Source organism: Nocardiopsis oceani (assembly GCF_054777395.1).
The window spans coordinates 83,049-106,784 of record NZ_BAAHAR010000031.1; the positions used below are offsets into that span (position 1 = coordinate 83,049).

General features: G+C 69.1%; 22 protein-coding genes. 17 read left to right on the plus strand and 5 right to left on the minus strand.

Features of this window, described 5'->3' with window-relative positions; translation table 11 throughout:
- Positions 1 to 79: 79 nt before the first annotated feature.
- From ACYVDG_RS19580 to ACYVDG_RS19590, 3 genes are all read left to right on the plus strand, one after another.
- Positions 80 to 1,477: a malic enzyme-like NAD(P)-binding protein gene (locus ACYVDG_RS19580; protein WP_460754930.1), complete on the plus strand. Its 1,398-nt coding sequence runs from the start codon at positions 80 to 82 to the stop codon at positions 1,475 to 1,477.
- A 52-nt stretch (positions 1,478 to 1,529) separates the two neighbouring features.
- Entirely contained in the window at positions 1,530 to 2,111 is a 582-nt protein-coding gene (locus ACYVDG_RS19585) for a YqgE/AlgH family protein (RefSeq protein ID WP_460754933.1), read from the plus strand.
- 73 nt (positions 2,112 to 2,184) lie between these two features.
- Entirely contained in the window at positions 2,185 to 2,427 is a 243-nt protein-coding gene (locus tag ACYVDG_RS19590; protein WP_460754936.1) for a DUF3039 domain-containing protein, read from the plus strand.
- An 88-nt stretch (positions 2,428 to 2,515) separates the two neighbouring features.
- Here ACYVDG_RS19590 and ACYVDG_RS19595 read toward each other — a convergent pair whose 3' ends face one another.
- Both ACYVDG_RS19595 and ACYVDG_RS19600 read right to left on the minus strand, forming a co-directional pair.
- Positions 2,516 to 4,450, minus strand: a complete 1,935-nt coding sequence (locus ACYVDG_RS19595) for an HtaA domain-containing protein (protein WP_460754941.1) — start codon at positions 4,448 to 4,450, stop codon at positions 2,516 to 2,518.
- Positions 4,451 to 4,557: 107 nt separating this feature from the next.
- The gene (locus tag ACYVDG_RS19600; protein ID WP_460754944.1) at positions 4,558 to 6,051 is read right to left on the minus strand and encodes a cell wall protein; all 1,494 of its coding nucleotides are present in this window, start codon (positions 6,049 to 6,051) and stop codon (positions 4,558 to 4,560) included.
- A 238-nt stretch (positions 6,052 to 6,289) separates the two neighbouring features.
- Between ACYVDG_RS19600 and ACYVDG_RS19605 the strand changes: the two genes are divergently transcribed.
- From ACYVDG_RS19605 to ACYVDG_RS19640, 8 genes are all read left to right on the plus strand, one after another.
- Positions 6,290 to 7,417, plus strand: coding sequence for a heme/hemin ABC transporter substrate-binding protein (locus tag ACYVDG_RS19605; protein WP_460754948.1), 1,128 nt, complete (start codon positions 6,290 to 6,292; stop codon positions 7,415 to 7,417).
- A complete protein-coding gene (locus tag ACYVDG_RS19610; protein ID WP_460754952.1) occupies positions 7,414 to 8,523 on the plus strand; it encodes a FecCD family ABC transporter permease in 1,110 nt (369 codons plus the stop codon). Before ACYVDG_RS19605 ends, ACYVDG_RS19610 begins: the two co-directional genes overlap by 4 nt.
- Positions 8,520 to 9,434 (plus strand): heme ABC transporter ATP-binding protein, encoded by a 915-nt coding sequence (locus ACYVDG_RS19615; RefSeq protein WP_460754958.1) that lies wholly within the window; start codon positions 8,520 to 8,522, stop codon positions 9,432 to 9,434. Before ACYVDG_RS19610 ends, ACYVDG_RS19615 begins: the two co-directional genes overlap by 4 nt.
- A gap of 39 nt (positions 9,435 to 9,473) precedes the next feature.
- The gene (locus ACYVDG_RS19620) at positions 9,474 to 10,262 is read left to right on the plus strand and encodes a class E sortase (RefSeq protein ID WP_460754963.1); all 789 of its coding nucleotides are present in this window, start codon (positions 9,474 to 9,476) and stop codon (positions 10,260 to 10,262) included.
- A gap of 16 nt (positions 10,263 to 10,278) precedes the next feature.
- Positions 10,279 to 10,509, plus strand: a complete 231-nt coding sequence (locus tag ACYVDG_RS19625) for a hypothetical protein (protein WP_460754968.1) — start codon at positions 10,279 to 10,281, stop codon at positions 10,507 to 10,509.
- Positions 10,510 to 10,677: 168 nt separating this feature from the next.
- On the plus strand, positions 10,678 to 12,399 hold the full coding sequence (locus ACYVDG_RS19630) for a DEAD/DEAH box helicase (protein WP_460754971.1): 1,722 nt from the start codon (positions 10,678 to 10,680) through the stop codon (positions 12,397 to 12,399).
- Between the two features lie 76 nt (positions 12,400 to 12,475).
- On the plus strand, positions 12,476 to 13,432 hold the full coding sequence (locus ACYVDG_RS19635) for a zinc metalloprotease (RefSeq protein ID WP_460754975.1): 957 nt from the start codon (positions 12,476 to 12,478) through the stop codon (positions 13,430 to 13,432).
- A gap of 701 nt (positions 13,433 to 14,133) precedes the next feature.
- Positions 14,134 to 15,141 carry a tryptophan--tRNA ligase gene (locus tag ACYVDG_RS19640; RefSeq protein WP_460754980.1) on the plus strand — a complete coding sequence of 336 codons (1,008 nt, stop codon included), beginning with the start codon at positions 14,134 to 14,136 and terminating at the stop codon, positions 15,139 to 15,141.
- A 157-nt stretch (positions 15,142 to 15,298) separates the two neighbouring features.
- On the opposite strand, the gene ACYVDG_RS19645 is transcribed toward ACYVDG_RS19640, so the two are convergent.
- Together ACYVDG_RS19645 and ACYVDG_RS19650 are read right to left on the minus strand one after the other, a co-directional pair.
- On the minus strand, positions 15,299 to 15,877 hold the full coding sequence (locus ACYVDG_RS19645) for an isochorismatase family protein (RefSeq protein WP_460754984.1): 579 nt from the start codon (positions 15,875 to 15,877) through the stop codon (positions 15,299 to 15,301).
- 115 nt (positions 15,878 to 15,992) lie between these two features.
- Positions 15,993 to 17,330 (minus strand): nicotinate phosphoribosyltransferase, encoded by a 1,338-nt coding sequence (locus tag ACYVDG_RS19650; RefSeq protein ID WP_460754987.1) that lies wholly within the window; start codon positions 17,328 to 17,330, stop codon positions 15,993 to 15,995.
- A 189-nt stretch (positions 17,331 to 17,519) separates the two neighbouring features.
- On the opposite strand from ACYVDG_RS19650, the gene ACYVDG_RS19655 reads away from it, so the two are divergent.
- The 3 genes from ACYVDG_RS19655 to ACYVDG_RS19665 all read left to right on the plus strand — a co-directional run bounded on the left by ACYVDG_RS19655 (position 17,520) and on the right by ACYVDG_RS19665 (position 19,440).
- Positions 17,520 to 17,942, plus strand: coding sequence for a M67 family metallopeptidase (locus ACYVDG_RS19655; protein WP_460754990.1), 423 nt, complete (start codon positions 17,520 to 17,522; stop codon positions 17,940 to 17,942).
- Positions 17,943 to 18,168: 226 nt separating this feature from the next.
- Entirely contained in the window at positions 18,169 to 18,447 is a 279-nt protein-coding gene (locus tag ACYVDG_RS19660) for a MoaD family protein (protein ID WP_460754993.1), read from the plus strand.
- A 45-nt stretch (positions 18,448 to 18,492) separates the two neighbouring features.
- Positions 18,493 to 19,440: a PLP-dependent cysteine synthase family protein gene (locus ACYVDG_RS19665; protein WP_460754997.1), complete on the plus strand. Its 948-nt coding sequence runs from the start codon at positions 18,493 to 18,495 to the stop codon at positions 19,438 to 19,440.
- 151 nt (positions 19,441 to 19,591) lie between these two features.
- On the opposite strand, the gene ACYVDG_RS19670 is transcribed toward ACYVDG_RS19665, so the two are convergent.
- A complete protein-coding gene (locus ACYVDG_RS19670; protein ID WP_460755000.1) occupies positions 19,592 to 20,632 on the minus strand; it encodes a hypothetical protein in 1,041 nt (346 codons plus the stop codon).
- Between the two features lie 289 nt (positions 20,633 to 20,921).
- Here ACYVDG_RS19670 and ACYVDG_RS19675 point away from each other — a divergent pair, with 289 nt between their 5' ends.
- The 3 genes from ACYVDG_RS19675 to rdgB all read left to right on the plus strand — a co-directional run bounded on the left by ACYVDG_RS19675 (position 20,922) and on the right by rdgB (position 23,234).
- Positions 20,922 to 21,674 carry an MBL fold metallo-hydrolase gene (locus tag ACYVDG_RS19675; RefSeq protein ID WP_460755003.1) on the plus strand — a complete coding sequence of 251 codons (753 nt, stop codon included), beginning with the start codon at positions 20,922 to 20,924 and terminating at the stop codon, positions 21,672 to 21,674.
- 151 nt (positions 21,675 to 21,825) lie between these two features.
- A complete protein-coding gene (gene rph / locus ACYVDG_RS19680) occupies positions 21,826 to 22,551 on the plus strand; it encodes a ribonuclease PH (RefSeq protein ID WP_460755006.1) in 726 nt (241 codons plus the stop codon).
- 77 nt (positions 22,552 to 22,628) lie between these two features.
- Positions 22,629 to 23,234 (plus strand): RdgB/HAM1 family non-canonical purine NTP pyrophosphatase, encoded by a 606-nt coding sequence (gene rdgB, locus ACYVDG_RS19685; RefSeq protein WP_460755028.1) that lies wholly within the window; start codon positions 22,629 to 22,631, stop codon positions 23,232 to 23,234.
- The last annotated feature ends 502 nt before the right edge of the window (positions 23,235 to 23,736 follow it).

Genomic DNA, 23,736 nt, shown 5'->3' on the forward strand with positions numbered 1-23,736 from the left:
CGTCGGTCCGTATGTCCACGGGAGGGGCCGCCGGTGTGCCCCGCGGACGCATGACATCAGCAAAGCCAAGGAGCAATACGTGGCCACCCTTCCCAGCGTTTCGTACTCCATCACCGTCCGTCTCGAACTGGACGCCGGAGGCAGCGCGGTCGGCAGCCTCACCAACGCGGTGGAGCAGGTCGGCGGTATGATCACCGCCTTGGACGTGGCGGCCGCTGGGCACGAACGCATCCGTATCGACGTCACCTGCGCCGCCCGCGACACCGACCACGCCCAGGCGATCGTCGACGCCCTCGGGGCGGTCGACGGCGTTGTGGTGCACAAGGTCAGTGACCGCACCTTCCTCATGCACCTCGGCGGCAAGATCGAGATGAAGTCCAAGGTGCCGCTGCGCAACCGTGACGAGCTCTCCATGGCCTACACCCCGGGTGTGGCGCGTGTCTCCCAGGCCATCGCCGCGAACAAGGACGACGCCCGACGCCTGACCATCAAGCGCAACAGCGTCGCCGTGGTCACCGACGGCTCCGCCGTCCTGGGCCTGGGCAACATCGGCCCCGAGGCGGCCATGCCCGTCATGGAGGGTAAAGCGGCACTGTTCAAACGCTTCGCCGACATCGACGCGTGGCCCATCGCCTTGGACACCCAGGACGTGGACGAGATCGTCCGCACCGTCCAGCTCCTCGCCCCCGGCTTCGGCGGCATCAACCTGGAGGACATCTCCGCCCCGCGCTGCTTCGAGGTCGAGGCCCGCCTGCGCGAGCTCCTGGACGTCCCCGTCTTCCACGACGACCAGCACGGCACCGCGATCGTCGTGCTCGCCGCCCTGCGCAACGCCCTGCGCGTGGTCAACAAGAAGCTCTCCGAGTCCCGCATCATCATGTCCGGTGCGGGCGCGGCCGGCACAGCCATCCTCAAGCTGCTCATGCACGCCGGTGCGCAGGACATCATCGTCAGCGACGTCCACGGGGCCGTGCACGCGGGCCGGGACGACCTGGACGACAATCTGCGCTGGATCGCGGAGAACACCAACCCCGCGGGTTACAGCGGTGACCTCAAGGGTTCCGTGGCCGGTGCCGACGTCTTCATCGGCGTCTCCGCGCCGGACCTGCTCGGCGGTGAGGACATCGCCGAGATGAACGAGGACTCCATCATCTTCGCGCTGGCCAACCCCGACCCCGAGGTCGACCCCGACATCGCGCACTTGCACGCGGGCGTCGTGGCCACCGGGCGCAGCGACTACCCGAACCAGATCAACAACGTCCTGGTCTTCCCGGGTTTCTTCCGCGGTCTGCTGGACGCCCAGAGCCACGATGTCACCTCGGACATGATGGTCGCCGCGGCCGAAGCCCTCGCTGACGTGGTCACCGAGGACGAGCTGGGGCCGAACTACATCATCCCGAGCGTCTTCCACCCGGAGCTGTCGGCCCACGTGGCCACCGCGGTGCGCGATGTGGCTCAGCGCGGCCAGGCCGGTTAGCCGATTCGGCGCGGGGCGTCCACCAGGTCGAATTTGCGGGTAAAGGTGGACCATGGACCAGTCGACTCTGACCGGGCGCCTGCTGGTGGCCGCCCCCATTCTTCAGGAGGACTCCTTCCGCCGTTCGGTGGTCTTCGTCGTGGACGACGCCGCCGACGGCACCTTGGGGGTGATCCTCAACCGTCCGCTGGAGTTGCCGGTGGACGACGTGGTGACGGACTGGGGCGACTACGCCAGCGCGCCAGCGGTGATGTTCTCGGGTGGTCCCGTGGGTACCGACTCCGGGATCGCGCTCGGCACCGCCGCCACCGATGAGGAGCCGCTCGGCTGGGCTCCGCTGGAGGGGGCCGATCCCGGCCTCGGGCTGGCGAAGGTCGGCGTGGTGGACTTGGACGCGCCCACCGAGGTCCTCGGCTCCTCCCTGGCGGCCCTGCGCGTGTTCGCGGGTTACGCCGGGTGGAGTTCCGGGCAGTTGACGGGGGAGATCGAGGAGGGCGCCTGGTACGTGGTCGACGCCTTCGCCGACGACCTCTTCGGCGGTGACCCCGAGGGGCTCTGGTCACGGGTACTGCGCCGTCAGGGCGGTGATCTGGCCCTGTTGTCGACCTATCCTGACGATCCCACCATGAACTGAGCGGCCCACACGAGGTGGGGTGGGCCGCGGCACCCTATACCGTGGTACACGGACGTTGAAAGGTGTGAGGACGATGTCGATGGATGTCCTGAACAAGGTTCTGCCGGACAGTGAGACCAAGCCGGACATCTCGCACGACGACGGTGACCGGGAACGGTTCGCCCACTACGTGCAGAAGGAGAAGATCACCCAGAGCGCGGTGACCGGAGACCCGGTTATCGCACTCTGCGGCAAGGTCTGGGTCCCCAACCGGGACCCCAAGAAGTTCCCCGTGTGCCCCGACTGCAAGCGGACCTACGAGGAAATGACTAAGTGACGGTCCCTTTGGCCGTGCACGGAAGGCCTTGACGCACCCTCGTGGGTGAGCCAAGGCCTTCGTGCTGTCCGGGCCCTGCGAGGCGGGCCTAAGCCTCGGCCGGGTCCTCTGCGCCATGCGCTGCGCCTCGGCGCTTGCGGGCGGCGGCCAGGGCGGTTCCGCCCGCGACCACGGCGGCTGCGGCCGCGGCGACCAGTCCGGTCAGGGCCGTGCCGGTGTTGGGCAGGCCTGGCTTGCCGTCCCCGTCACCGGGGCCGGGCTTGCCGTCTCCGTCGCCGTCGCCGTCTCCGTCTTCGTGGCCGTCACCGGGGCCACCGGAGCCGCCGCCGGGTACCTGGACGTCCTCGTCCACGCTCACGGTGAGGGTGATCGGGTCGATCTCCTCACCGGCGCCGTAGAAGTCCGCGAAGGCGGGCACGCCGTCGGCGGTCAGGGTGGCCGGGATCGGGTCCCAGCTCAGGACGCCCCCGTCCAGCTCGTACTCCACGCCGGACAGGTCCAGGTCGGCGAGGGCGACGTCGTCGTAGCTGACGAGCTCTTCTTCGGTGAGGGACTTGCTGACCACGTCGGCGTGCAGGGTGCCCCCGGCGCCTTCGATCTCGACACGCGGGTCGGTGACCGTCATGTACAGGAGCGGGTCCGCGTCGCCGTAGACGTGGCCCTCGAAGAGCACGGTGCCCCCGAAGTCCAGTTCGGCGGCGGCTTCCTCCAGGTTCACGCTGCCGCTGGCGCCGGTGAAGGCGAAGGTGCCGTCGTCGTTCGGGCTGGCGCCGTCGCTCGTGCTGATCTCGCCCTGGGCGATGCTGCCCTCGATGTAGGTCCGGAAGGACTCCTTGACACCCCAGTCGGCGCGGCCGTTGTGCACGGTCAGGTCGCCCTCGGGGGTCTCCTCTCCGCCGTTGCCGGGGCCGTCCCCGTTGCCGTCCCCGTTCTCGTCTTCGTCATCGTCTTCCGTGGCGAAGGAGACGGGGGTCCACACGTCCTGGTCGCGGTTGTCGAGGTCCCGGTGGTCGTTGAACACCGCGACGTAGCACTCGGACTCGACGCAGTCGTAGCCGGCGCCGTCCTCGAAGGCACCCACCACCTCGAGTTCGGTGCTGAACGCACCGTCTTCGTCGGGCGCCGAGCCGCCGCTCAGCCACTCGCCGCTGCCGTACCAGTCCTCGGGGTGGGAGCCCTCCGACTGGGCGATGCCGGTGAAGGCCACGTACACGCCTGCGCCGGGACGGAAACCGGTGCCGTCGACGGTGACGGTGTCGCCTTCGGGGTCCAGGCCGCTGCTGGGGGTGACGGTGACTTCCGGGTCGTGCGGCGCGGGCTCCTCGGGGTCGGTGACCTCTTCGGTCTCCGTGGTGAAGCTGACCGGGTCCATGGGGTCGCCCTCCGTGTAGAAGCTCGCGAAGGGCTCCACCGCGTCGGCGTGGAGGGTGCCCGCCTCGGAGGTGAAGGAGAGCTCGTCGCCGTCGACCGACACCTCGGCACCGGTCAGCTCAGCCACCGCGACCTCGCCGTACTCGATGAGTTCGCCGGGTGGCAGGTCGGGGTCGGCGCCGCCGAACTCGCGGCTGGTGACGTCGGCGTGGACCGTGGCCGACCCGTCGCCGTCGAATGCCACGCGCGGGTCCTCGACCCGGACCTCCAGGGCCGGGCCCTCGCCGTAGTCGTGCCCGGTGAAGACCACACCGCCGGAGAAGCTCACCTCCCCGGAGGCGTCCTCCTTGGAGACCGATCCTCCGGCGGTCGGGAAGTCGAGAGTGCCGTCCTCGGTGGCCGAGGCGCCGTCGGTCGCTTCGTACCCGCCGCCGGCGATCGGACCGGAGGCGTAGTTGCGGAAGGACTCCTTGATCCCCCAGGTGGCCGAGCCGCCGGAGACGGAGACGGGCGCCTCGTCGGCGTGGGCCGGTGCGGCGGACACGGTGAGTGAGGCGCCGAGGGCGGCCGCACCCGCGTAGGCGGTGAAGGCGCGCAGGGATCGGCGGGCTCTGCCCGGGATCCCGCCCGCACGGGTTGCGATGGTGCTCATGGGACTGGTGGTTCCAATCATGTCGGGGGATGGGTGTGGGGTCGCCCAGGGAGAGGGCCTGGTCCAGGGAGCGGGCCTGAGTCGGGGAAGGGGAGCGGACGCGGAGTTCAGGCCGGATGGGCGTCGGAGGTGGTTCGGCGGCGGGTGGCCAAGAGTGCTGTGAGGCCGGTCAGGGCGGCCACGAGGGCGGCTAGGACCAGTCCGGTCAGGGCCGTGCCGGTCGTGGCGAGGGGGCCGTTGCCGCCGCCCCCTCCCGCGCCGCCGGAACCGTCCGCGCCGCTCCCGCCGGAGGAGCCGTCGCCGGAGCCGGTCTCGCTGCCAGATCCGCTACCGGAGCCGTCCGGGTCGCCCGAGCTGTCCGAGCCGTCTGAGTCACCCTGGTCGTCCTGATCCCCGGCCTGCCCGGCGAAGGTGACCGGGACGAAGACGTCCTGGCCCCGGTCGCTGAAGCGGGTGTGGTCGTTCCGGCTGACCACCGCGCATTCGGTGGTGTCGGAGAGGCAGTCGGTGCTGTCGTCCGCGGCCTGGACGCTCAGTTCGACGGTGAAACCGCCGTTGGTGCCGCTGCCCGTGTACGGAGTGGTGAGGCCTTCGCCGTAGGGCGGCGGGTTGCTGGAGACCCAGACTGAGGCACCGCCCTCGCCTTCCATGTCCACGCCGCCGATGCACGGACCGGGGGCTTGAGAGGAGCTCGCGCTGGCGGTGTCGCACAGGGCGACGTAGATGCCCTTCGCGGTGTCGTAGCCGGTACCGGTGACGGTGAGGGTCTCGCCGTCGGGGTCGATCCCGCCGGTCTTGGAGACGCTGAGTTCCTGCTCCCCCGTGGTCCGGGGCGTTGTCTGCGGCGTCTGCGCTTGGGGCTGTGCCTGGGGCTGGGGGAGGCTCTGAGGGGTGTCCGCGGCCGGAGCGGCGAAGCTCACCGGGACCGCACCGACGACGGGTGCGGTGCGGTGCGCCGCGGGTGCGGTGACGGGGGCGCTCATGCCCGGGCCGGGGGAGGAGGCGACCGCGGCATCGGAGCGGTCGGAACCGCTCTCATCCGGGCTCCCCGGGTCCTCGGAGCCTTCGGAGGACGCAGGGCCGTCATCGTGGCCCTCCGAGTCCCCGCCCTCGCCGCCGTCCTCGTCCTCGGCGGGCCAAGGAGACCGGGTGGGTTCGTCGGCGGGTTCTTCGGCGCCCTCGCTATCGAGCAGGACGATCTCGAAGGGGTCCTCCGCCGGATCCAGGCCGGCGTCGGCGGCGAAATCCGCGCCCGTGTCGAGCTCGACGGTGAAGCGGCCGGTCGCGTCCACGTCCGTGGAGACCGCGTTGTCGTCGTCCAGCACCGCTGCCTCGTCGGCGTCCTCGGTGCCGGCCGTCGCGTGGGGGAGGGCCCGGGTGGTGATCTCGATCCGGGTGCCCGGGGCGTGTCCGATCCCGGAGACCGTGACGGTGTCGCCCTCGGGGTCGAGCCCGTCGGTGCGGTTCACGGTGGTGGTCCGAGGGTGGGTGGTTTCCCCGTCGGCGAACGCAGCCGCGGGCGCGGTGGCGACGAGGACCGTGGCGGCGGCGACGGCCGCCAGGGGTGGGAGGGGTCCACGGAGGGAATCCGCTGTGTGCATCAGGGGCCTTCGTGCTCGTGCGGGCCGGAGGTCCGGCACCCGCGAGGTGTGGGGAAAATAATTTAGGTTATGCTTACCTTGGCGAAGTGAGCCTTACCTAAGTTGATCCCGCGCCGGAACAGTTGACCACTGGACCGCGACGGTTGTCAAGATAATGACAACATGTCGTATAAATACCGTGTCGCGCCCCCGCTCCCCGGCGACACCCCGGCACACGGATCAACCGAAAGCGACCGCCATGCCCCACGTCGGCCCCCGCGCCCGCCCCGGCCATCCGAGGCCCGGCCAGTCGAAACCAGGCCGGTCGGGACACCCTCTCGGCCGCACCGCCGCCCTGCTCGGTGCCGCCTGCGTCCTCACCCTGACCGCCTGCACCGGCGCCGTCACCCCCGTGGACGAGTCAGCCGGCACCGACGGCATTCCCGAATTCTCCGAGAACCGCCTCCAGGTCCTGTCCGAAACCCCGGACCCCGAGCTCCCGGTCTCGGTCCCGTCGGTCGTCTCCGACCCCTACCGCACCAGTGACGACCCCTTGGAGTACGAGGACGTCGAGGTCGTCGACACGAGCCGCATCCTCCCGCTCACCGGAAGCCTCGCCGAGATCGTCTTCACCCTCGGCCTCGGCGACCAGGTCGTCGGTCGCGACGTGGCGGCCACCTTCGACGAGGCGGAAGACCTGCCCGTCATCAGTGAGGGACACGAGATCTCCGCGGAGAGCGCCCTCGCCCTCGACCCGACGGTGATCCTCGCCGACACCCAGACCGGCCCCACGGAGGCCATCGAACAGATCCAGGGCAGCGGCATCCCCCTCGTCATCGTTGAAGAGGCCTGGTCCATCGACGAGATGTATCCGCGCTTCGAACGCGTCGCGGAGGCCCTCGGTGTTCCCGCGGCCGGCGAGCAGCTCACCGAACGCACACAGGAGCAGATGGCCGAGGTCCGCGAGGACTCGACCGGGACCGCCGGAGACACCCTCGTCGCCTTCCTCTACCTGCGCGGCACCGCCGGGGTGTACCTCCTCGGCGGCCCCGGCTCCGGCGCCGACGCCATGCTCGAAGAGATCGGGGCCCGCGACGCCGGCGTCGAGATGGGGCTGACCACCCCCTTCACACCCATCACCACCGAGGCGCTCATCGAAGCCCAGCCGGACGTCCTGCTCGTCATGACCGGCGGCCTGGAGTCGGTCGGCGGTATCGACGGCCTGGCCGACATCCCCGGGGTCGCCCAGACCCCGGCCGGACGCGACCGCGCCGTCATCGACTTCGAAGACGGGGTCCTGCTCAACTTCGGCCCCCGCACCCCGCAGGTGATCACCGCCATGGCCGAAGAACTGCGGGCCGTAGAGGACACGGAGGGCGCTGAGTGACCGCCCTCTCCGAGCGGCCCACGCCGGCACCCGGCGCCGAACCCGCTCCCCACCAAGCGGGCGGGCGCGTCCTGCGCCGCCTGCGCTCGGGCCTCCTCCTCGGGGGCCTCTCGGTCGGACTGGCCGTGGTGGCGGTCGTGGCCGCGGGCATCGGCGCCTACCCCATCCCGGCGAGCCAGGTCGCCGCCTCGATCCTGCACGCGGTCGGCTTCGAGGCAGGAACCGTCCCCGACCAGGTCGCCCAGACCGTCCTGTGGGACGTCCGCTTGCCCCGCGTCGTCCTCGCCGTCATGGTCGGCGCCGCCCTCGGCAGCGCGGGCGCCATGATGCAGGGGATCTTCGGCAACCCGCTCGCCGAACCAGGCGTCATCGGTGTCTCCTCCGGGGCAGCCGTGGGCGCGATCGTCATCATCTTCACCGGACTGACCGCTTTCGGCCACTGGACGATCATCGCCTCGTCGTTCGTGTTCGGACTGGCCACGACCCTGTTCGTGTACGTCTTCGCGCGTTCGCGCGGCCGCACCGAGGTCGTCACCCTCCTGCTCACCGGTATCGCGGTCAACGCCGTCGCGGGCGCCGCGATCGGCCTGATGACCAACTTCTCCCAGGACGCCGAGATCCAGACCATCACCTTCTGGCAGCTCGGCAGTGTCTCCACCGCCACCTGGTCCAAGGTCGCCGCGATCGCGCCGTGCCTGCTCCTGGGCCTTGCGGTCATCCCCGTCTACGCCCGCCGCCTGGACCTGCTCGCCCTGGGGGAGGGGCCCGCCCGCCACCTGGGAGTGGACGTCGAGCGCATGCGCCTGGTGCTCATCGGCGCGATGGCGCTGCTGACCTCCGCGGCGGTCGCCTTCGCCGGGATCGTCGCCTTCGTGGGCCTGGTCGTCCCGCACATCGTCCGGATGGTGGCCGGACCCGGCCACCGCGTCCTGCTACCCGCCTCCGCGCTGGGCGGCGGCCTCCTGCTCCTCGCCGCCGACCTGCTGGCCCGGACCGTCGCCGCGCCGGCGGAGATCCCGCTCGGTGTCGTCACCGCCGCGATCGGCGGGCCGTTCTTCTTCTACCTGCTGCACCGCACCCGCGCCAAGCAAGGAGGCTGGTCATGACCGCAGGGGCCGTCAAGACCACAGGGGCCACACCGTCCACACAAACAACACTGCGCCGGCGCCTCGCGGCCGCCCTCCCACCCCTCGCCCGCGTGCCGGTCCGGCCCCTGGCCGTCGAACCCGGCTCAGCCGTCGTCCGGGCCGAGGGCGTCACCGTGCGCAGGGGCGGGCGCGCCCTGCTCGACGGGGCCGACCTCACCGTGCGCGCGGGCGAACTCCTCGCTCTGGTCGGGCCGAACGGAGCGGGCAAGTCCACCCTGCTCTCGTCCCTCTCGGGGGACGTCACGGGCGCCGCCAAAGGGGAGAGCGACGCGGGCACGGTGCACCTCTTCGACCGGCAGCTCGGGGACTGGACCCCGCCCGAACTCGCCCTGCGCCGCGCCGTCCTGCCACAGGAGGCCGCGGTCAGCTTCCCCTTCTCCGTCACCGAACTCGTCGCCATGGGCAGGGCGCCCTGGGCCGGGCTGACCTCGCCGGACGAGGACGGAACCCGGATCAGCTCCGCCATGGAACGCACCGGGATCACGCACCTCGCGGAGCGCCGATTCCCCACCCTGTCCGGAGGAGAACGGGCCAGGGTGATGCTCGCGCGCGTGCTGGCGCAGGACACGGACCTGCTGCTCTTGGACGAACCCACCGCCGCTCTGGACATCAGGCACCAGGAACTCGTACTGTCCCTCGCGCGTACGCTGGCGTCCCATGGTGGGGCGGTTATCGTGGTCCTGCACGATTTGGGTCTTGCCGCCGCGTACGCCCATCGTGTGGCGGTACTCTCCGAGGGACGGGTCGCCGCGCAGGGAACCCCCAACGACGTGTTCACCGCGTCGCTGCTCAGCTCCGTCTACCAGCACGAGGTCGAAGTCCTGCCGCATCCGCGTACAGGGGTCCCGCTCGTCGTCCCCCTCCGGTAACCCGGGTGCACACGAAAGCGTCCACAGGAGTAGGTCGTATTGGTGTCCACAACTGAACGGCAGTCGTACGATGAGCACCCCTCCGAGGAGAGGGGCAGGTCCCCACGAGGGCGTCGGCGCCGTGCACGCAAACCCCGCACCACACCGGGAGACGTCGTGCGCGGATTCGTACGCTTCTTCGGGGAGATCCTGCTGACCGCGGGGCTCCTGATGCTCTTCTACGCCGCCTACGAGGTGTACGGCTCCGCTTGGGAGACCGACCGGGAGCAGCAGGACCTGGCCGACGGCCTCGACGATGCGTGGGCCGCCGTCGACGAGGGGGCGGAACAGGGGCCGGACTCCGAACCCCTCCCCGGGGCCGCGGACACGCGCCTCTACATCCCCAGCCTCGACCTGGACTGGGTGGTGGTCAACGGCACCGAGCCCGACGACATCCTGTACAGTCCCGGCCGCTACACCCAGTACGAGAGCGACGCCGGCGAACTCGGCAACTACGCCGTCGCCGCGCACCGCACACCCGGCCTCTTCTGGGACATGGACCTGCTGGACGACGGCGACGTCATGGTCCTGGAGGACGGCGAGAACTTCTACACGTACGAAGTCTTCCGCGAGGAGACGGTCCTGCCCGAGGACTTCTGGGTGGTCAACCCCGACCCCTTCGACGAGGCCTCGGAAGAGGACCCCGAGCGGGCCCTGCTCACGCTCACCACGTGTGCCCCCAAGCTCAACAACACCCACCGGCTCATCGTCTGGGGAGAGCTGGCCGAGACCACGCCCAAGTCCGACGGCATGCCCGAGAGCATCGAACACATGGCGCCGGACGCGTAGGGGAAGGGACACACGAATGTACGGTCTGATCTGGCGCATCCTGCCCGGTCCCTGGGCGTCGAAGTTCATCATGGCGGTGGGCTTGCTGGCGGGAGGGGCGGCGCTGCTGTGGTTCTTCGCCTTCCCGGCGATCTCCCCGCACATGCCCTTCAACGACGGAGCCGTCGACACCACGGGTATCGGCGGTGAAGAGGTTCCGGAGGAAGCGGTCCCGGACGAGGAAGAGATCCCCGACGAGGGAGCTTAGGAACACAGTCGGTTCGAAGGCGGCGCGGCGCGGTGTGGGGAGCACCGTGCCGTTTGTCGTGGGGTGGCGGCAGAGTGGTCCGTTGTGCGCGGCACCACTGCCGGGACTCCCAGTTGGGGGGCCGGTGGACGCTAACCTCTAGCAGGTGAGCAACGGGGGACGGAACGAATGACGGTGACGCAGACCACACCCGAGGATCGCGTGCGCGGCCTGCGGGCTTGGCAGCGGGAGGCCTTCGAGGAGTACTTCCGACGGCAGCCACGCGACTTCCTCGCGGTGGCCACCCCGGGTGCGGGCAAGACCACTTTCGCCCTCACCTTGGCCAGCGAGCTCCTGCAGCGGCACGCGGTACGCGCCATCACCATCGTCTGCCCCACCGAGCACCTCAAGAAGCAGTGGGCCGAGGCGGCGGCCCGGTTCGGCATCGCCATCGACCCCGACTTCAAGAACGGCCAGGGGGCGCTCGGCCGCCAGTACGTCGGCGCGGCCACCACCTACGCCCAGATCGCGGCGCACCCGATGCTGCACCGCAACCGCACCGAGGCGCGCAAGACCCTCGTCATCTTCGACGAGGTCCACCACGCGGGCGACGCCCTGTCCTGGGGCGAGGCGGTCCGCGAGGCCTTCGACCCGGCCACGCGCCGCCTGGCGCTGACCGGAACCCCGTTCCGCTCCGACGTCAACCCCATCCCGTTCGTGGACTACGTCCAGGACGCCGCCGGGGTGCGCCGCTGCTCCTGGGACTACAGCTACGGGTACGCGCCCGCCCTGGAGGACGGGGTGGTGCGGCCGGTCATCTTCATGGCTTATTCGGGCGAGATGCGCTGGCGTACCAGGGCGGGCGACGAGCTCGCCGCCCACCTCGGCGAGCCCCTCACCCAGGACGCGCTGGCCCAGGCCTGGCGGGCCGCCCTCGACCCGAAGGGCGACTGGATCAAGAAGGTCCTGCACGCCGCCGACCGGCGCCTGACCGAGGTGCGCAAGACCCACCCGGACGCGGGCGGCCTGGTCATCGCCAGCGACCACGAGAACGCCCGCGCCTACTCCCGCATCCTGCGGCAGATCACCGGCAAGGGCGCCACCGTGGTGCTCTCCGACGACCCCACGGCTTCCAAGAAGATCTCCCGCTTCGCCCAGGGCGACGACCGCTGGATGGTCGCGGTCCGCATGGTCTCCGAGGGCGTGGACGTTCCCCGCCTGATGGTGGGCGTGTACGCGACCTCCACCAGCACCGCGCTGTTCTTCGCCCAGGCCATCGGCCGCTTCGTCCGCGTGCGCCAGCGCGGCGAGGTGGCCTCCGTGTTCCTGCCGTCGGTACCCACCCTCCTGGAGTACGCGGGCGAGATGGAGCGCGAACGCGACCACGTCCTCGACAAGACACCCTCGGACGACGAGTACCCGGAGGAGGACCTCCTCAAGGAGGCCAACAAGAAGAAGGACACGCCCGACGCGGGGGAGGAGCTCCCCTTCGAGACGATGGAGTCCGCGGCCGAGTTCGACCGGGCGCTCTACGACGGCACCGAGTACAGCGGCGCACCGGGCTCCAGCGAGGAGGAGGACTTCCTCGGCCTCCCCGGCCTACTGGACCCCGACCAGGTCTCCCAGCTGCTGCGCAAGCGCAAGGCCGACCTGAAGGCAACGGAGCTCAAGGCGAAGGGCAAATCCGGACCCGAGGAGGAGTCGGGGCCGACCCACGAGGTCCTCGCCGAACTGCGCAAGGAGCTCAGCGGCCTGGTGGGCGCCTGGCACCACCGCACGGGAAAGCCGCACGGCGTCATCCACAACGAGCTCCGCAGAGCTTGCGGAGGCCCCTCGGTAGCCCAGGCATCCCCGCCCCAGATCCGCGAACGCATCGCCAAACTCAGAGCCTGGGCCGTGGGGAAGAAATAGCCACAACCGGCAAAAACTAGGCAAGCCCACGCAAGGCAACCCGTCCTTGTGCAATCGCGTAACTACAGTCCGTCAGATGATGGGACGAAGCCCTCGCGGAGGCTCAACCGCGACCTGGTCCGGCCTGGCCGCGTGCTCACTCGCACTGACCGGCCTCGTGATGGGCGCCTCTCCTGCGCCCACCGAGCCCGTCCGGGAAGCGTCAACCGAGTACTGTCCACCCGGTGCGGCACGGGTCGCCGACCCCGGTGTGGCCGAAGCAACGGAGGTCACCCCGGAACAGGCGGCCGAGTACGACGAAGAACTCCGTGAAGCCCTGGTGCCCCTGCGCGGCCACGAGTTCTCCGCACCCCACACGGTCCCCGTGGTGGTCCACGTGATCTCCGCTGAGGACGGCACCGGCGCCATCAGCGACAGCCGCGTCGACGAACAGCTCGACGTCCTCAACCGCGCCTACCGAGGCGACTTCGCGACCGGCTCCGAGGGCACGGACACCGGCTTCCGCTTCCAGCTCTCCTCCGTAGAACGCACCACCGACGACACCTGGTTCAACGACTTCAACCAGCACAGTGGGACCATCAGATCCAGCCTCCGCCAAGGCGGCCCCGAAACCCTCAACATCTACACCGCCGAACTCGACTCCGGCCTGCTCGGATTCTCCACGTTCCCGCAGGACTACTCCGACCAGGACGGTGTGGTGGTCGACCACAACACCCTCCCCGGAGGAGACCGGGACCGCTTCAACGAGGGCCAAACGGCAACCCACGAGGTCGGCCACTGGCTGGGCCTGTTCCACACCTTCCAGAACGGCTGCCAGAGCCCCGGCGACTACGTCGACGACACCCCTTACGAACGCGAAGCGGCCAGCGGGTGCCCCATCGGGCGAAACACCTGCCCGGAACGCCCAGGCAGGGACCCCGTCACCAACTTCATGAACTACAGCGACGACGCCTGCATGACCCACTTCACCCCGGGCCAGGCCGAACGCATGGTCGAACACTGGGCCGCCTTCCGCTCCAACCCCCGCGGGTGACCGCCACTCCAGCCGCAGCAGCCACAACCCTGCTGTGACCGCCACTCCAGGCAGCAAAGAACACGCACTCCAACCGCACCCTTGGAAGAACCCCATCCACCCGCCGCAGTAGGCCGCACGGCGCAGAGCACCTGCGCCCCAGGGGGTCTCAAAACGTAGGGACCCGGTGGCCGCCCACGGGAGCGCGGGTTGGCAGTAGGGCGGTGGCTGGCGTCCAGCCACAGGGGGTCTTCGCCAGCCCGGGGGGACCCGTTCTTCTCGAACACGTCCGTACCATGCGCTGTTTGAGAAGCGCCGAGTACCTGGCTTTGACCTGCCAGTCGTGCACCTCTGTTCGCGCGTCCTGAATGGTGGGAGGCGCGGTCGCCCTTTTCCAACGGCGAGGTCCCACGGACGCGTAGGCTCCCACGCCCGCCAAAACCAGCCGGCCCAGGCAGCCCCGGCTATCCGCAGAGTTCAGGGGTCACCGTTGGCAACACGAGCAACCATTCGCCGGTGTAACGCATGAGCCGAAGAGGTCAGATCCGCCATGCACGCCGCACCGGAGCTCCTTCGAAGCACGTCCAACCAGACCCACGGGAAGTCGCCCAACCACAGGAGGGTGTCCCGCACACCGCCACCCACCACCTCCCGTACTCCCACCCCAACTCCCACGCCCACCACAGCGGAAAACGGGTACTGCCCGCCGTTAAGCTGGCCCCATGGCAGCGAACACCTATCTGACCGGGATCAAGCCCACCGGTGACTTCCACCTGGGCAACTACATCGGCGCGATCAAGCCCGCCCTTGCGGCCTCCGAGGTCTACGACACCTTCTACTTCATCGCGGACTACCACGCGCTCAACATCATCAAGGACGCTGACGAGCTCCGTCAAAGCATCCGGTCGGGCGCTGCCACCTGGCTGGCCTGCGGGCTCGACCCGGACCGAACGGTCTTCTACCGGCAGTCCAGCATCCCTGAGACCTTCGAGCTCACCACCATCCTGAACACCCTCACCCCCAAGGGCCTCATGAACCGCGCGCACGCCTACAAGGCCGCGCGCGACCGCAACAACGAGGCGGGGATCACCGAGCTCGACGCCGGAATCAACATGGGGCTGTACAACTACCCCGTCCTCATGGCGGCCGACATCCTCATCATGGAGGGCGAGCGCGTCCCCGTTGGGCGGGACCAGTCCCAGCACATCGAGTACACGGCCGACATCGCGGGGTACTTCAACCACCGGTACGGGGACGGTTACACCTTCCCGCTCCCCAAGGGCGTGATCGACGACAGCGACGCGAGCATCCTGCCGGGTACCGACGGCCGCAAGATGAGCAAGTCGTACGACAACCACATCCCGCTCTTCCTGTCGGAGAAGAAGCTCCGCAAGGCCATCAACCGGATCCCCACCGACTCCACCCCGGTCGAGGACCCGAAGGCCCCGGACTCCTCGATCCCGTTCCAACTGCTCCTCCACTTCGCCGGCGACGACAAGGTGGCCGACGTGCGCAAGCGCCTGGAGGCGGGGGGCATGGGCTGGGGCGACCTCAAGAAGGAGCTCTTCGAGGCGGTCAACACCGAACTCGGCCCCAAGCGCGAGCGCTACGAGGAGCTCATGGCCTCCGAAACCGAGCTCGACGACATCCTCGAGTCGGGTTACGAGCGTGCCCGCGAGCGCGCTCGCCGCGTCCTGAGCAACGTCCGGGCCGCCATCGGCATCGACTAGCGATCGGGCCTGTAGGGATCGGAGCTGCTCAAAGCTCGGGCCCACTCAAGGCCCAGGCACGAACAAGCACCCGAACACACGGAGCGGCCGTGACCCCTCAAGGTCACGGCCGCTCCGTGTGTTCTCTCTGAATCCCAGGTACGAATCCCAGGGACCCTCAGCCAACCAGCGGCTCACCTTCCAGCGTTACACCGGCCTCCCCCAGCTCCGCCAAAGCGGAGTCCACCGTGGGTTTGGCTACCCCGGCGGTCAGGTTGAGCAGCACCCGTGTCCGGAAGCCCTCGCTCCTGGCGTCCAAGGCGGTCGCCCGAACACAGTGGTCGGTGGCGATGCCCACCACGTCCACCTCGTCCACGTTCCGGTCCCGCAGCCAGGTGACCAGGTTGGTCTTCCCGTCCTTGGCCGCTCCCTCGAAGCCGCTGTAGGCCGCCGTGTACTCGCCCTTGCTGAAGACCTCCTCGGCCACCGACGCGTCGAATTCGGGGTGGAACTCCGCGCCGGGGGTTCCCACCTCACAGTGGCGCGGCCAGCTGTCGACGAAATCGGGCGTCTCGGAGAAGTGCGCCCCAGGGTCGATGTGGTAGTCCCGGGTGGCCACCACGTGGTCGTACTCGTTCTCTGTGGCGCGCGCGTACGCCGTGACCGCCGCAGCGGTGCTCGCGCCGCCGACCACGCCCATGCTTCCGCCTTCGCAGAAGTCGTTCTGTACGTCAACCACGATGAGTGCCCGCGTCATGTCGGCACCTCTTTCCTCGCTGTTCGGAAGTGGTCAGTGCTGGTCTGTGGGAGAGCGGTGATCTGGCTATGCGGTGACCTCAGCGGGTGGAGACCGAATACCGCGGCTCAGCGGCTCAGTGGAAAACCGTCGGCAGGGCCGCTTCCCCCCGCGACATCCTCAGCGCCTGTTCGGGGAGTTCTACCACGGTCGCCCGATGGCGTTCGCGGGCCTCGTGCACGCTCTCGTGCCCCACGACCTCGCCCTCCACCACCAGGGGACGCAGAAGCGGTCGGGCCCCGACCAGGTCGATCGGTTCGTGGGGGAACACTTCCTCGGACACGGCCAACCCCTTGTCGTCCAGTCGCCGAACTCCCCACTTGCGGCCGCCCCGGCTGGGTTTGCCTACCGAGCGCTTGGCGACCGGCTCCAGGGGTGCGTTGCGATCCATGGAAGCGCCGTGCCCCATGGGAGTGCCGGGCTCCAAGCCGCGGGCGCGCGCCACCAGCTTGTACACCAGCGACACGGTCGGGGACCCGGACCCCGTCACCAGTGACGTACCCACTCCGTAGCCGTCCACGGGGGCCACCGCCAGGGCCTGGATGGAGTGTTCGTCCAGGTCCCCGGTGACCACGACACGCGTCTCAGTCGCACCAAGGCCGTCGAGCTGGGCGCGGACCCGGGTAGCGGTCGCCGCCAGGTCCCCGGAGTCGAGCCGTACCGCGCCGAGCTTCGGCCCGGCCAACTCCACGGCGTGACGCACCGCGCGTTCGACGTCGAAGGTGTCGACGAGCAGTGTGGTCCCGGTCCCCATGGATTCCAGCTGTGCCTTGAAGGCGTGCTGTTCGCTGTCGTGCAGAAGGGTGAAGGCGTGCGCGGCGGTTCCGCCGGTCGGTACCCCGAAGCTCCGGCCCGCCTCCAAGTTGGAGGAGGTCGCGAACCCGGCGATGTAGGCGGCCCTGGCGGCGGCAACGGCAGAGCGCTCCTGGGTGCGGCGTGACCCCATCTCGATCAGGGGGCGGTCGCCTGCGGCCACCGACATCCGGCTGGCGGCGGAGGCGATCGCGCTGTCGTGGTTGTACACGGACAGCGCGAGCGTCTCCAGGATCACAGCTTCGCCGAAGCTCCCTTCGACCACCAGGATCGGCGACCCCGGGAAGTACGCCTCGCCCTCTCCGTATCCCCACACGTTGCCGGAGAAGCGGTATTCCGAGAGCCAGTTCAGGGTGGGTTCGTCGACGACGCGGTTGTCGGACAGGAAGTCGAGTTCCTCCGTGCCGAAGCGGAACCGCTCCAGCAGCTCCAGGAACCGACCGGTCCCCGCGACGACCCCGTACCGGCGGCCGGCGGGCAGGCTTCGGGCGAACATCTCGAACACCGACCGGCGTGCGGCTGCCCCGCTGTGCAGGGCGCCTTGGAGCATCGTCAGTTCGTAGTGGTCGGTGAGCAGCGCGCTGCTGCTGTCCTCGCTCATAGGAATGAGCCTATGCGTTGCACCGACGCCTCGGGATGCCGGGTGGGGCTCCCTACCAGGGGTGAGCCTTGCGACGCCGCCCCGTTGAGCCTGTCGACCCAGCGTGCACTCCCGTCCCACCCACAACCCCGCCCACACTTTAATACCCACCTGGTTGGTAGAGATAAGTTCTTGGGTACCCTGGGACCCATGCTGAGGATTGACCGTTCGATCTACGACCAGATCGTCGCCCACGCCCGCCGCGACCACCCCGATGAGGCGTGCGGTGTCGTCGCCGGCCCGGAGGGCTCCGACCGCCCGGAGCGGTTCATTGAGATGATCAACGCCGAACGGTCGCCGACCTTCTACCGTTTCGACTCGCTCGAACAGCTCAAGGTCTGGCGCGAGATGGACGATCGCGACGAGGAACCCGTTGTGGTCTACCACTCCCACACCGCGACCGAGGCCTACCCGTCGCGTACAGACATCTCCTACGCGTCGGAACCCGGCGCCCACTACGTCCTCGTCTCCACACGCGAGGCCGACAGTGTGGAGTTCCGCTCCTACCGGATCATCGACGGCGAGGTCACCGAGGAACCGGTGGAGGTCACCGAAACCAGCGGTGTCCAGTAGAACAGCGGTGTCCAGTAGCTGGTAAGCACGACCAGGCACCGCCGAGTACCGACAGGCACAGCGACCGACAGGCTCCGTGACCTCCAGGGCCCCGACGGGGTCCGCCGTGGTCACCGCTCAGAGGCCGGGGCCGGGAGCACCGTTCCGAAGCGTCGGCCGGAATGAGAGCGGTGAGTCGCCTGTTGGAAATGAACGCACAACAACGAACGTTTACGGAGTCACCTTCATGGCCATCGAGGTCCGCATCCCCACCATTCTGCGCAACCTGACGGACGACGCGAAGGTCGTCGAAGGGTCCGGCAGCACCATCAGCGAGCTGATCACCGACCTGGACAGCCGGCACCCCGGCATCGCCGAGCGCTTGGTGGAAGGTGGCAAGCTGCGCCGCTTCATCAACGTGTACCTCAACGACGAGGACGTCCGTTTCGTCGGCGGGCTCGAGGCCGAGCTCTCCGACGGTGACAACGTGACCGTGCTGCCCGCCGTGGCCGGCGGCTCCCGCTAGGCCGCGTCAAGAACACTCCCTAGGCCGCGAGGCCGTAAGGACGCCATGCGCTACGACTCCCTACTCGACTCCCTCGGCGGTACACCGCTGGTCGGCCTGCCCCGACTGTCGCCCTCGCCGGACGTCCGGCTGTGGGCGAAGCTGGAGGACCGCAACCCCACCGGCTCGATCAAGGACCGCGCCGCGTTCTTCATGATCGAGCAGGCCGAGAAGGACGGGCTGCTGTCACCGGGCTGCACCATCCTGGAGCCGACGTCGGGGAACACCGGCATCTCGCTGGCCATGGTCGCCAAGCTGCGCGGCTACCACATGGTCTGCGTCATGCCGGAGAACACCTCCGACGAGCGCAAGCAGCTGCTCGCCATGTGGGGTGCCGAGGTCCACTTCTCCGACGCGGCGGGCGGTTCCAACGAGGCCGTCCGGGTCGCGAAGGAGATGGCTGCGGCCCACCCGGACTGGGTGATGCTGTACCAGTACGGCAACCCGGCCAATGCTCGGGCCCACTACGAGACCACCGGGCCCGAACTGCTGGCCGACCTGCCCGAGATCACGCACTTCGTGGCGGGCTTGGGGACCACAGGCACGCTCATGGGGGTGGGCCGCTACCTGCGCGAGCACAAGTCCGATGTGCAGATCGTCGCCGCCGAGCCGCGGTACGGCGAGCTGGTCTACGGGCTGCGCAACATCGATGAGGGGTTCGTTCCCGAGCTCTACGACGAGTCCGTTCTCTCCACCAGGTTCTCCGTGCCCGCCGACGCCGCGCTCAAGCGGACCAGGGAACTCCTGGAGAAGGAGGGCATCTTCGCGGGTATCTCCACCGGTGGCGCCCTGCACGCCGCCCTCGGTATGGCCCGCAAGGCCGAACGGGAGGGGCGGAGCGCAGACATCGCGTTCGTCATCGCCGACGCCGGATGGAAGTACCTCTCCACGGGTGCCTACGAGGGCACCCTCGAGGAGGCCGAGGAACGCCTGGACGGTCAGCTCTGGGCGTGAGCCCCTCGGCTCGCCGGAACCGTCGCGGAGGCCGGTCACCCCACGCGGGTGACCGGCCTCCGCCGATTCCATCCGGTGCCGGACCAAGGGGGGCACACGGCCCCGGCGGTGCTCGCGCCGATCAGCGGGGCCGACGCCGGCGGAGGGGTAACTACGGCTTCAGGATCCTCAGCACGGCGCTCACTTCCGCTTCGAGGGCATCGGCCAACTGCGGCCCGTTGGCGTCGCCGGGCACTTCCAGCGGCACCCACGCGTGGTGACCGTCGCGCCGGACCTTGCGGGACAATGCCGAAGCCATGAGTCGCTGCAGGGCCGCCTGGAATCCGCCGGATCCCTCGTCGTCCTTGTGGAGCATCAGCCAGAACGGGGTCAGCCCCTCGTCCGCGAGCCAGCCCCAGACCCCGACCTGCACCCAGGTCGTCCGGCTGATCTCCGGTAGGTACCGGTATCTGTACGGCTTCTCCGGACCCAGGTTTCCCTGCACCGGCAGGTCACGGCGCCCCAAGGATCCCAGAAACCGCCCCGTGACGACGTCCACGGTCGCGCGGAGGTCGCTTGCCCGCTCCTGCCAGTCCCGGCCGGTGGCAGTACCAGCGAGCGGCGGTATCACGTGCCCGCCCAGCGTTTGGCACATGGCCGTCACCTGCTGCAGGTCGCTGGCGAGTCGGGTATCGGCGGACTCCTCGGCGACGGCGTCCCACACATCGAGCCACTCGTCCCAGGTGACGACAGCGTGTGCCGTCACCTCAGACCGGGCCTTGATCGCTCGGTCGAGGATCTGCTGCGCCTCGTCCACCCTGCTTCGCGGGACGAGCACGAACAAGGCACCGCGGTGGGGGCCGGAACGCCGGTCGAGGACGCGGAGATAGGCAGCTACCTGCTCCTCGGTCAGGTGTGCGCCGAACTTGGCCTCGACAAGGGCGATGGTGTGACCGTCCGCATCGCGCATCTCGATGTCGGGCCGGGCCCGGTCGTCCTGCACTGATTCGGGAACGAACTGTTGCACGCTGGTGAGGTCCGTGTCGGCCCGTCTCCCGAGGTGCGTGAGTATGGCGGAGCGGAGCCCTGGATCGGACGCCAACCAGGTCAGTGATGTGGTTGCTGCGACCTCGCCCATGTCCATGAACCAGCCCTCGCCGGCCAGTTGGCCCAGCAGCGGGACGCGGCCATCCGGGGAATCGGTGTCTACCATGGCCACACCGTAGACCGACCCCGTCGTCCTGGCAGTGCCTGTGCCCTGAGAGAGTCGGTGTCCCGAACCCTGATGGCCAGAACCAGGCATAACTGGTCAATCGGTGTGAAAAATTCACACGTGATACACGTCGCCTGAGATGCGGGACACATTTTGTACCACCAAGGCGGCCATTGGGGTACACCCGTAACTACGGGACATCCGCAGAACCAGCCGCTCACCGCGCTCCCCGCACACGTCACCCAGGGGCCACGGAGACAGTGCGGCCGATCGAAAAGGCGACGACGACGTGCGACTCACGATTATCGGGTCCTCCGGGAGCTTTCCCGGGCCGGACAGTCCGGCTTCCTGTTACCTGGTCGAGGCCGGCGGTTACCGCCTCCTGCTCGACCTCGGCAACGGCGCTCTCGGTGCCCTCCAGCGCTACGCCGACCTCTACTCCGTCGACGCCGTCTTCCTCAGCCACCTGCACACGGACCACTGTGCCGATATGTGTGCCTACTGGGTCGCCCGCATGTACTCGCCCGGCGGTGCGAAACCGCCCATCCCCGTCTACGGACCCGAGGGTGTCGCTGCTCGCCTCGCCGAGATCTACGGGCTGGACCCGGATCCCGGGATGACCGAGGTCTTCGACTTCCACGAGCTCTCACCCGGTGAGTTCCAGATCGGTCCGATGACCGCCCGGGTCGACCGGGTCAACCACCCGGTCGACGCCTTCGGTATCCGTCTGGAGCACGAGGGCGTCAGCCTCACCTATTCCGGCGACACCGGATCCTGCGACTCGCTCATCGAGCTGGCCCGGGACACCGACCTGTTCCTGTGCGAGGCGGCGTTCCACGACCACGTCGAGCACCCCAAGGACATGCACCTCACCGGTAGCGAGGCGGGCGACCACGCCACCCGTGCCCGGGCCCGCAAGCTCCTGCTCACCCACCTGGTCCCGTGGAACGACGACACGATCACGATGGACGAGGCGCGCTCCACCTTCGGCGGCGACATCGAGCTGGCCCGAGGCGGACAGGTCCACGAGGTCGGCGCCTGAGGACCACCAGCGGCCAGTGGGCCTGCTGCATGTGGCCCATTCGGCCCGCGGCGCCCTGTCGGTGCGGTACCGGTGTGGCACGGGTCCCATCGGGGCAGGTGCGTCCCGAGTCCAGTCCCGATCGGCACCGTCCGGATATACGCTCGTGTCCATGGCCCGACCTGACGGACGCGTTCCGACCCAACTCCGCCCTGTGAACATCCACCGCAACTGGCTCCGCCACGCGGAAGGCTCCGTGCTCATCGAGTTCGGAGACACGCGCGTGCTCTGCGCCGCCAGCGTCGAGGACGGTGTGCCCCGCTGGCGCCGGGGCACCGGTGAAGGGTGGGTCACCGCCGAGTACGCCATGCTCCCGCGCGCCACGGACACCCGTGGTGCCCGTGAGTCCGTGCGCGGCAAGCTCGGCGGGCGCACCCACGAGATCTCCCGCCTCATCGGCCGTTCCCTGCGTGCCGTCGTGGACTTCAAGGCGATGGGTGAGCACACCATCACCCTGGACTGCGACGTGTTGCAGGCCGACGGAGGTACCCGTACCGCGGCGATCACCGGTGCCTACGTGGCCCTGGCTGACGCCATGAAGCACCTGCGCAAGCGCCGCAAGCTCAAGAACAACCCGCTGACCGACTCCCTCTCCGCAGTCAGTGTCGGTGTGGTTCAGGGCCAGCCCCGGCTGGACCTGAACTACCTCGAGGACTCGGTCGCCGACACCGACATGAACATCGTGATGACCGGTGGCGGCAAGTTCGTCGAGGTGCAGGGCACCGCTGAGGGCCAGGACGCGGCCTTCGACCGCGAACTGCTCAACAAGCTGCTCGACCTGGCCACCACCGGGTGCGATGAACTGACGGCCATCCAGAAGAAGGCCCTGTCGGAGTGAGTACCGAGAACGGCGTCGTGGGTACCAGGCCCGGTATCGGTGCTCGGATCGGCGGCGTTCCCGGTGGAGGAGGAACGGTGAAACTCGTCCTTGCCACGCGCAACGCGAAGAAGGTGCCGGAGATGCGTGCCATCCTCGCCGAAGCGGGGGTGGAGGCGGAGGTCCTGGCTTTGGACTCGTTCCCGGATGCACCCGAGGTGCCCGAGACCGAACCCACGTTCATCGGCAACGCCCTGCTCAAGGCTCGGGCGATCGCTGCCCACACGGGGTTGCCGGCGGTCGCGGACGACTCCGGCTTGGCCGTGGACGAACTACGGGGGATGCCCGGGGTGCTCTCCGCCCGTTGGGCGGGCCGGTTCGGTGATGGCGACCAGGACCGGGCCAACCTGGACCTGGTGCTCGACCAGCTGTCCGACACCCCGGCCGAGCGCAGGGGGGCACAGTTCGTCTGTGCCGCCGTCCTGGTGATGCCGGACGGGATCGAGGCTGTCGCCGAAGGGGTGCTTCGTGGCCGTCTCGCGGGGGAGCGCAGAGGAGAGAACGGGTTCGGCTACGACCCGGTCTTCGTCCCCGAGGGGGAGAACCGCACCGCCGCGGAGCTGTCCGCGGACGAGAAGAACGCGATCAGCCACCGGGGGATCGCCTTCCGGAAGCTTGCCAGCGAGCTGGCTGACATGGCCTGAGCTCGGCCTGACTGCGGGCTGAGTGCGGCCCGAGCGAGGACTGGTCGCGAACTAGTCGCAGGACGGGGCGGGAGCGGTGCCCAAACGGATAGCCACCCCCGCCCCTCCTCGTCTCACAGGTTCCGCAAAGAATCTTCGGGTGTGCGTGTTTGCCAGAGTGAGGGCCAGGGCAGGATTGCCTGTGCCTGACAAGCAAGCCACGAGAAGCACCGCCCTCCATGCAGGGCGAGCGGAACCGGGGCGTTACACCGCGGACCAGGGCGGGAACCCAGCACGATGGGGGCTCCAAGGCAACGCGGGACGTCCGGACAGGTCGGGGATCTCCCCAAGGTCCGGGCGGATTTGACGTCTCTGAACCAGTTGCCTAGACTCACCGAGTCGCTGCGGGACGGCGAGCGGATCCCCTGGGGGTCTGGCTCAGCACCGGGCCGCGATCACAGACACACTCTTTCTCCGCTGAGCCGAGATGGTTCGGGCACTGCCCGGAGCATGTAAGCTCGGA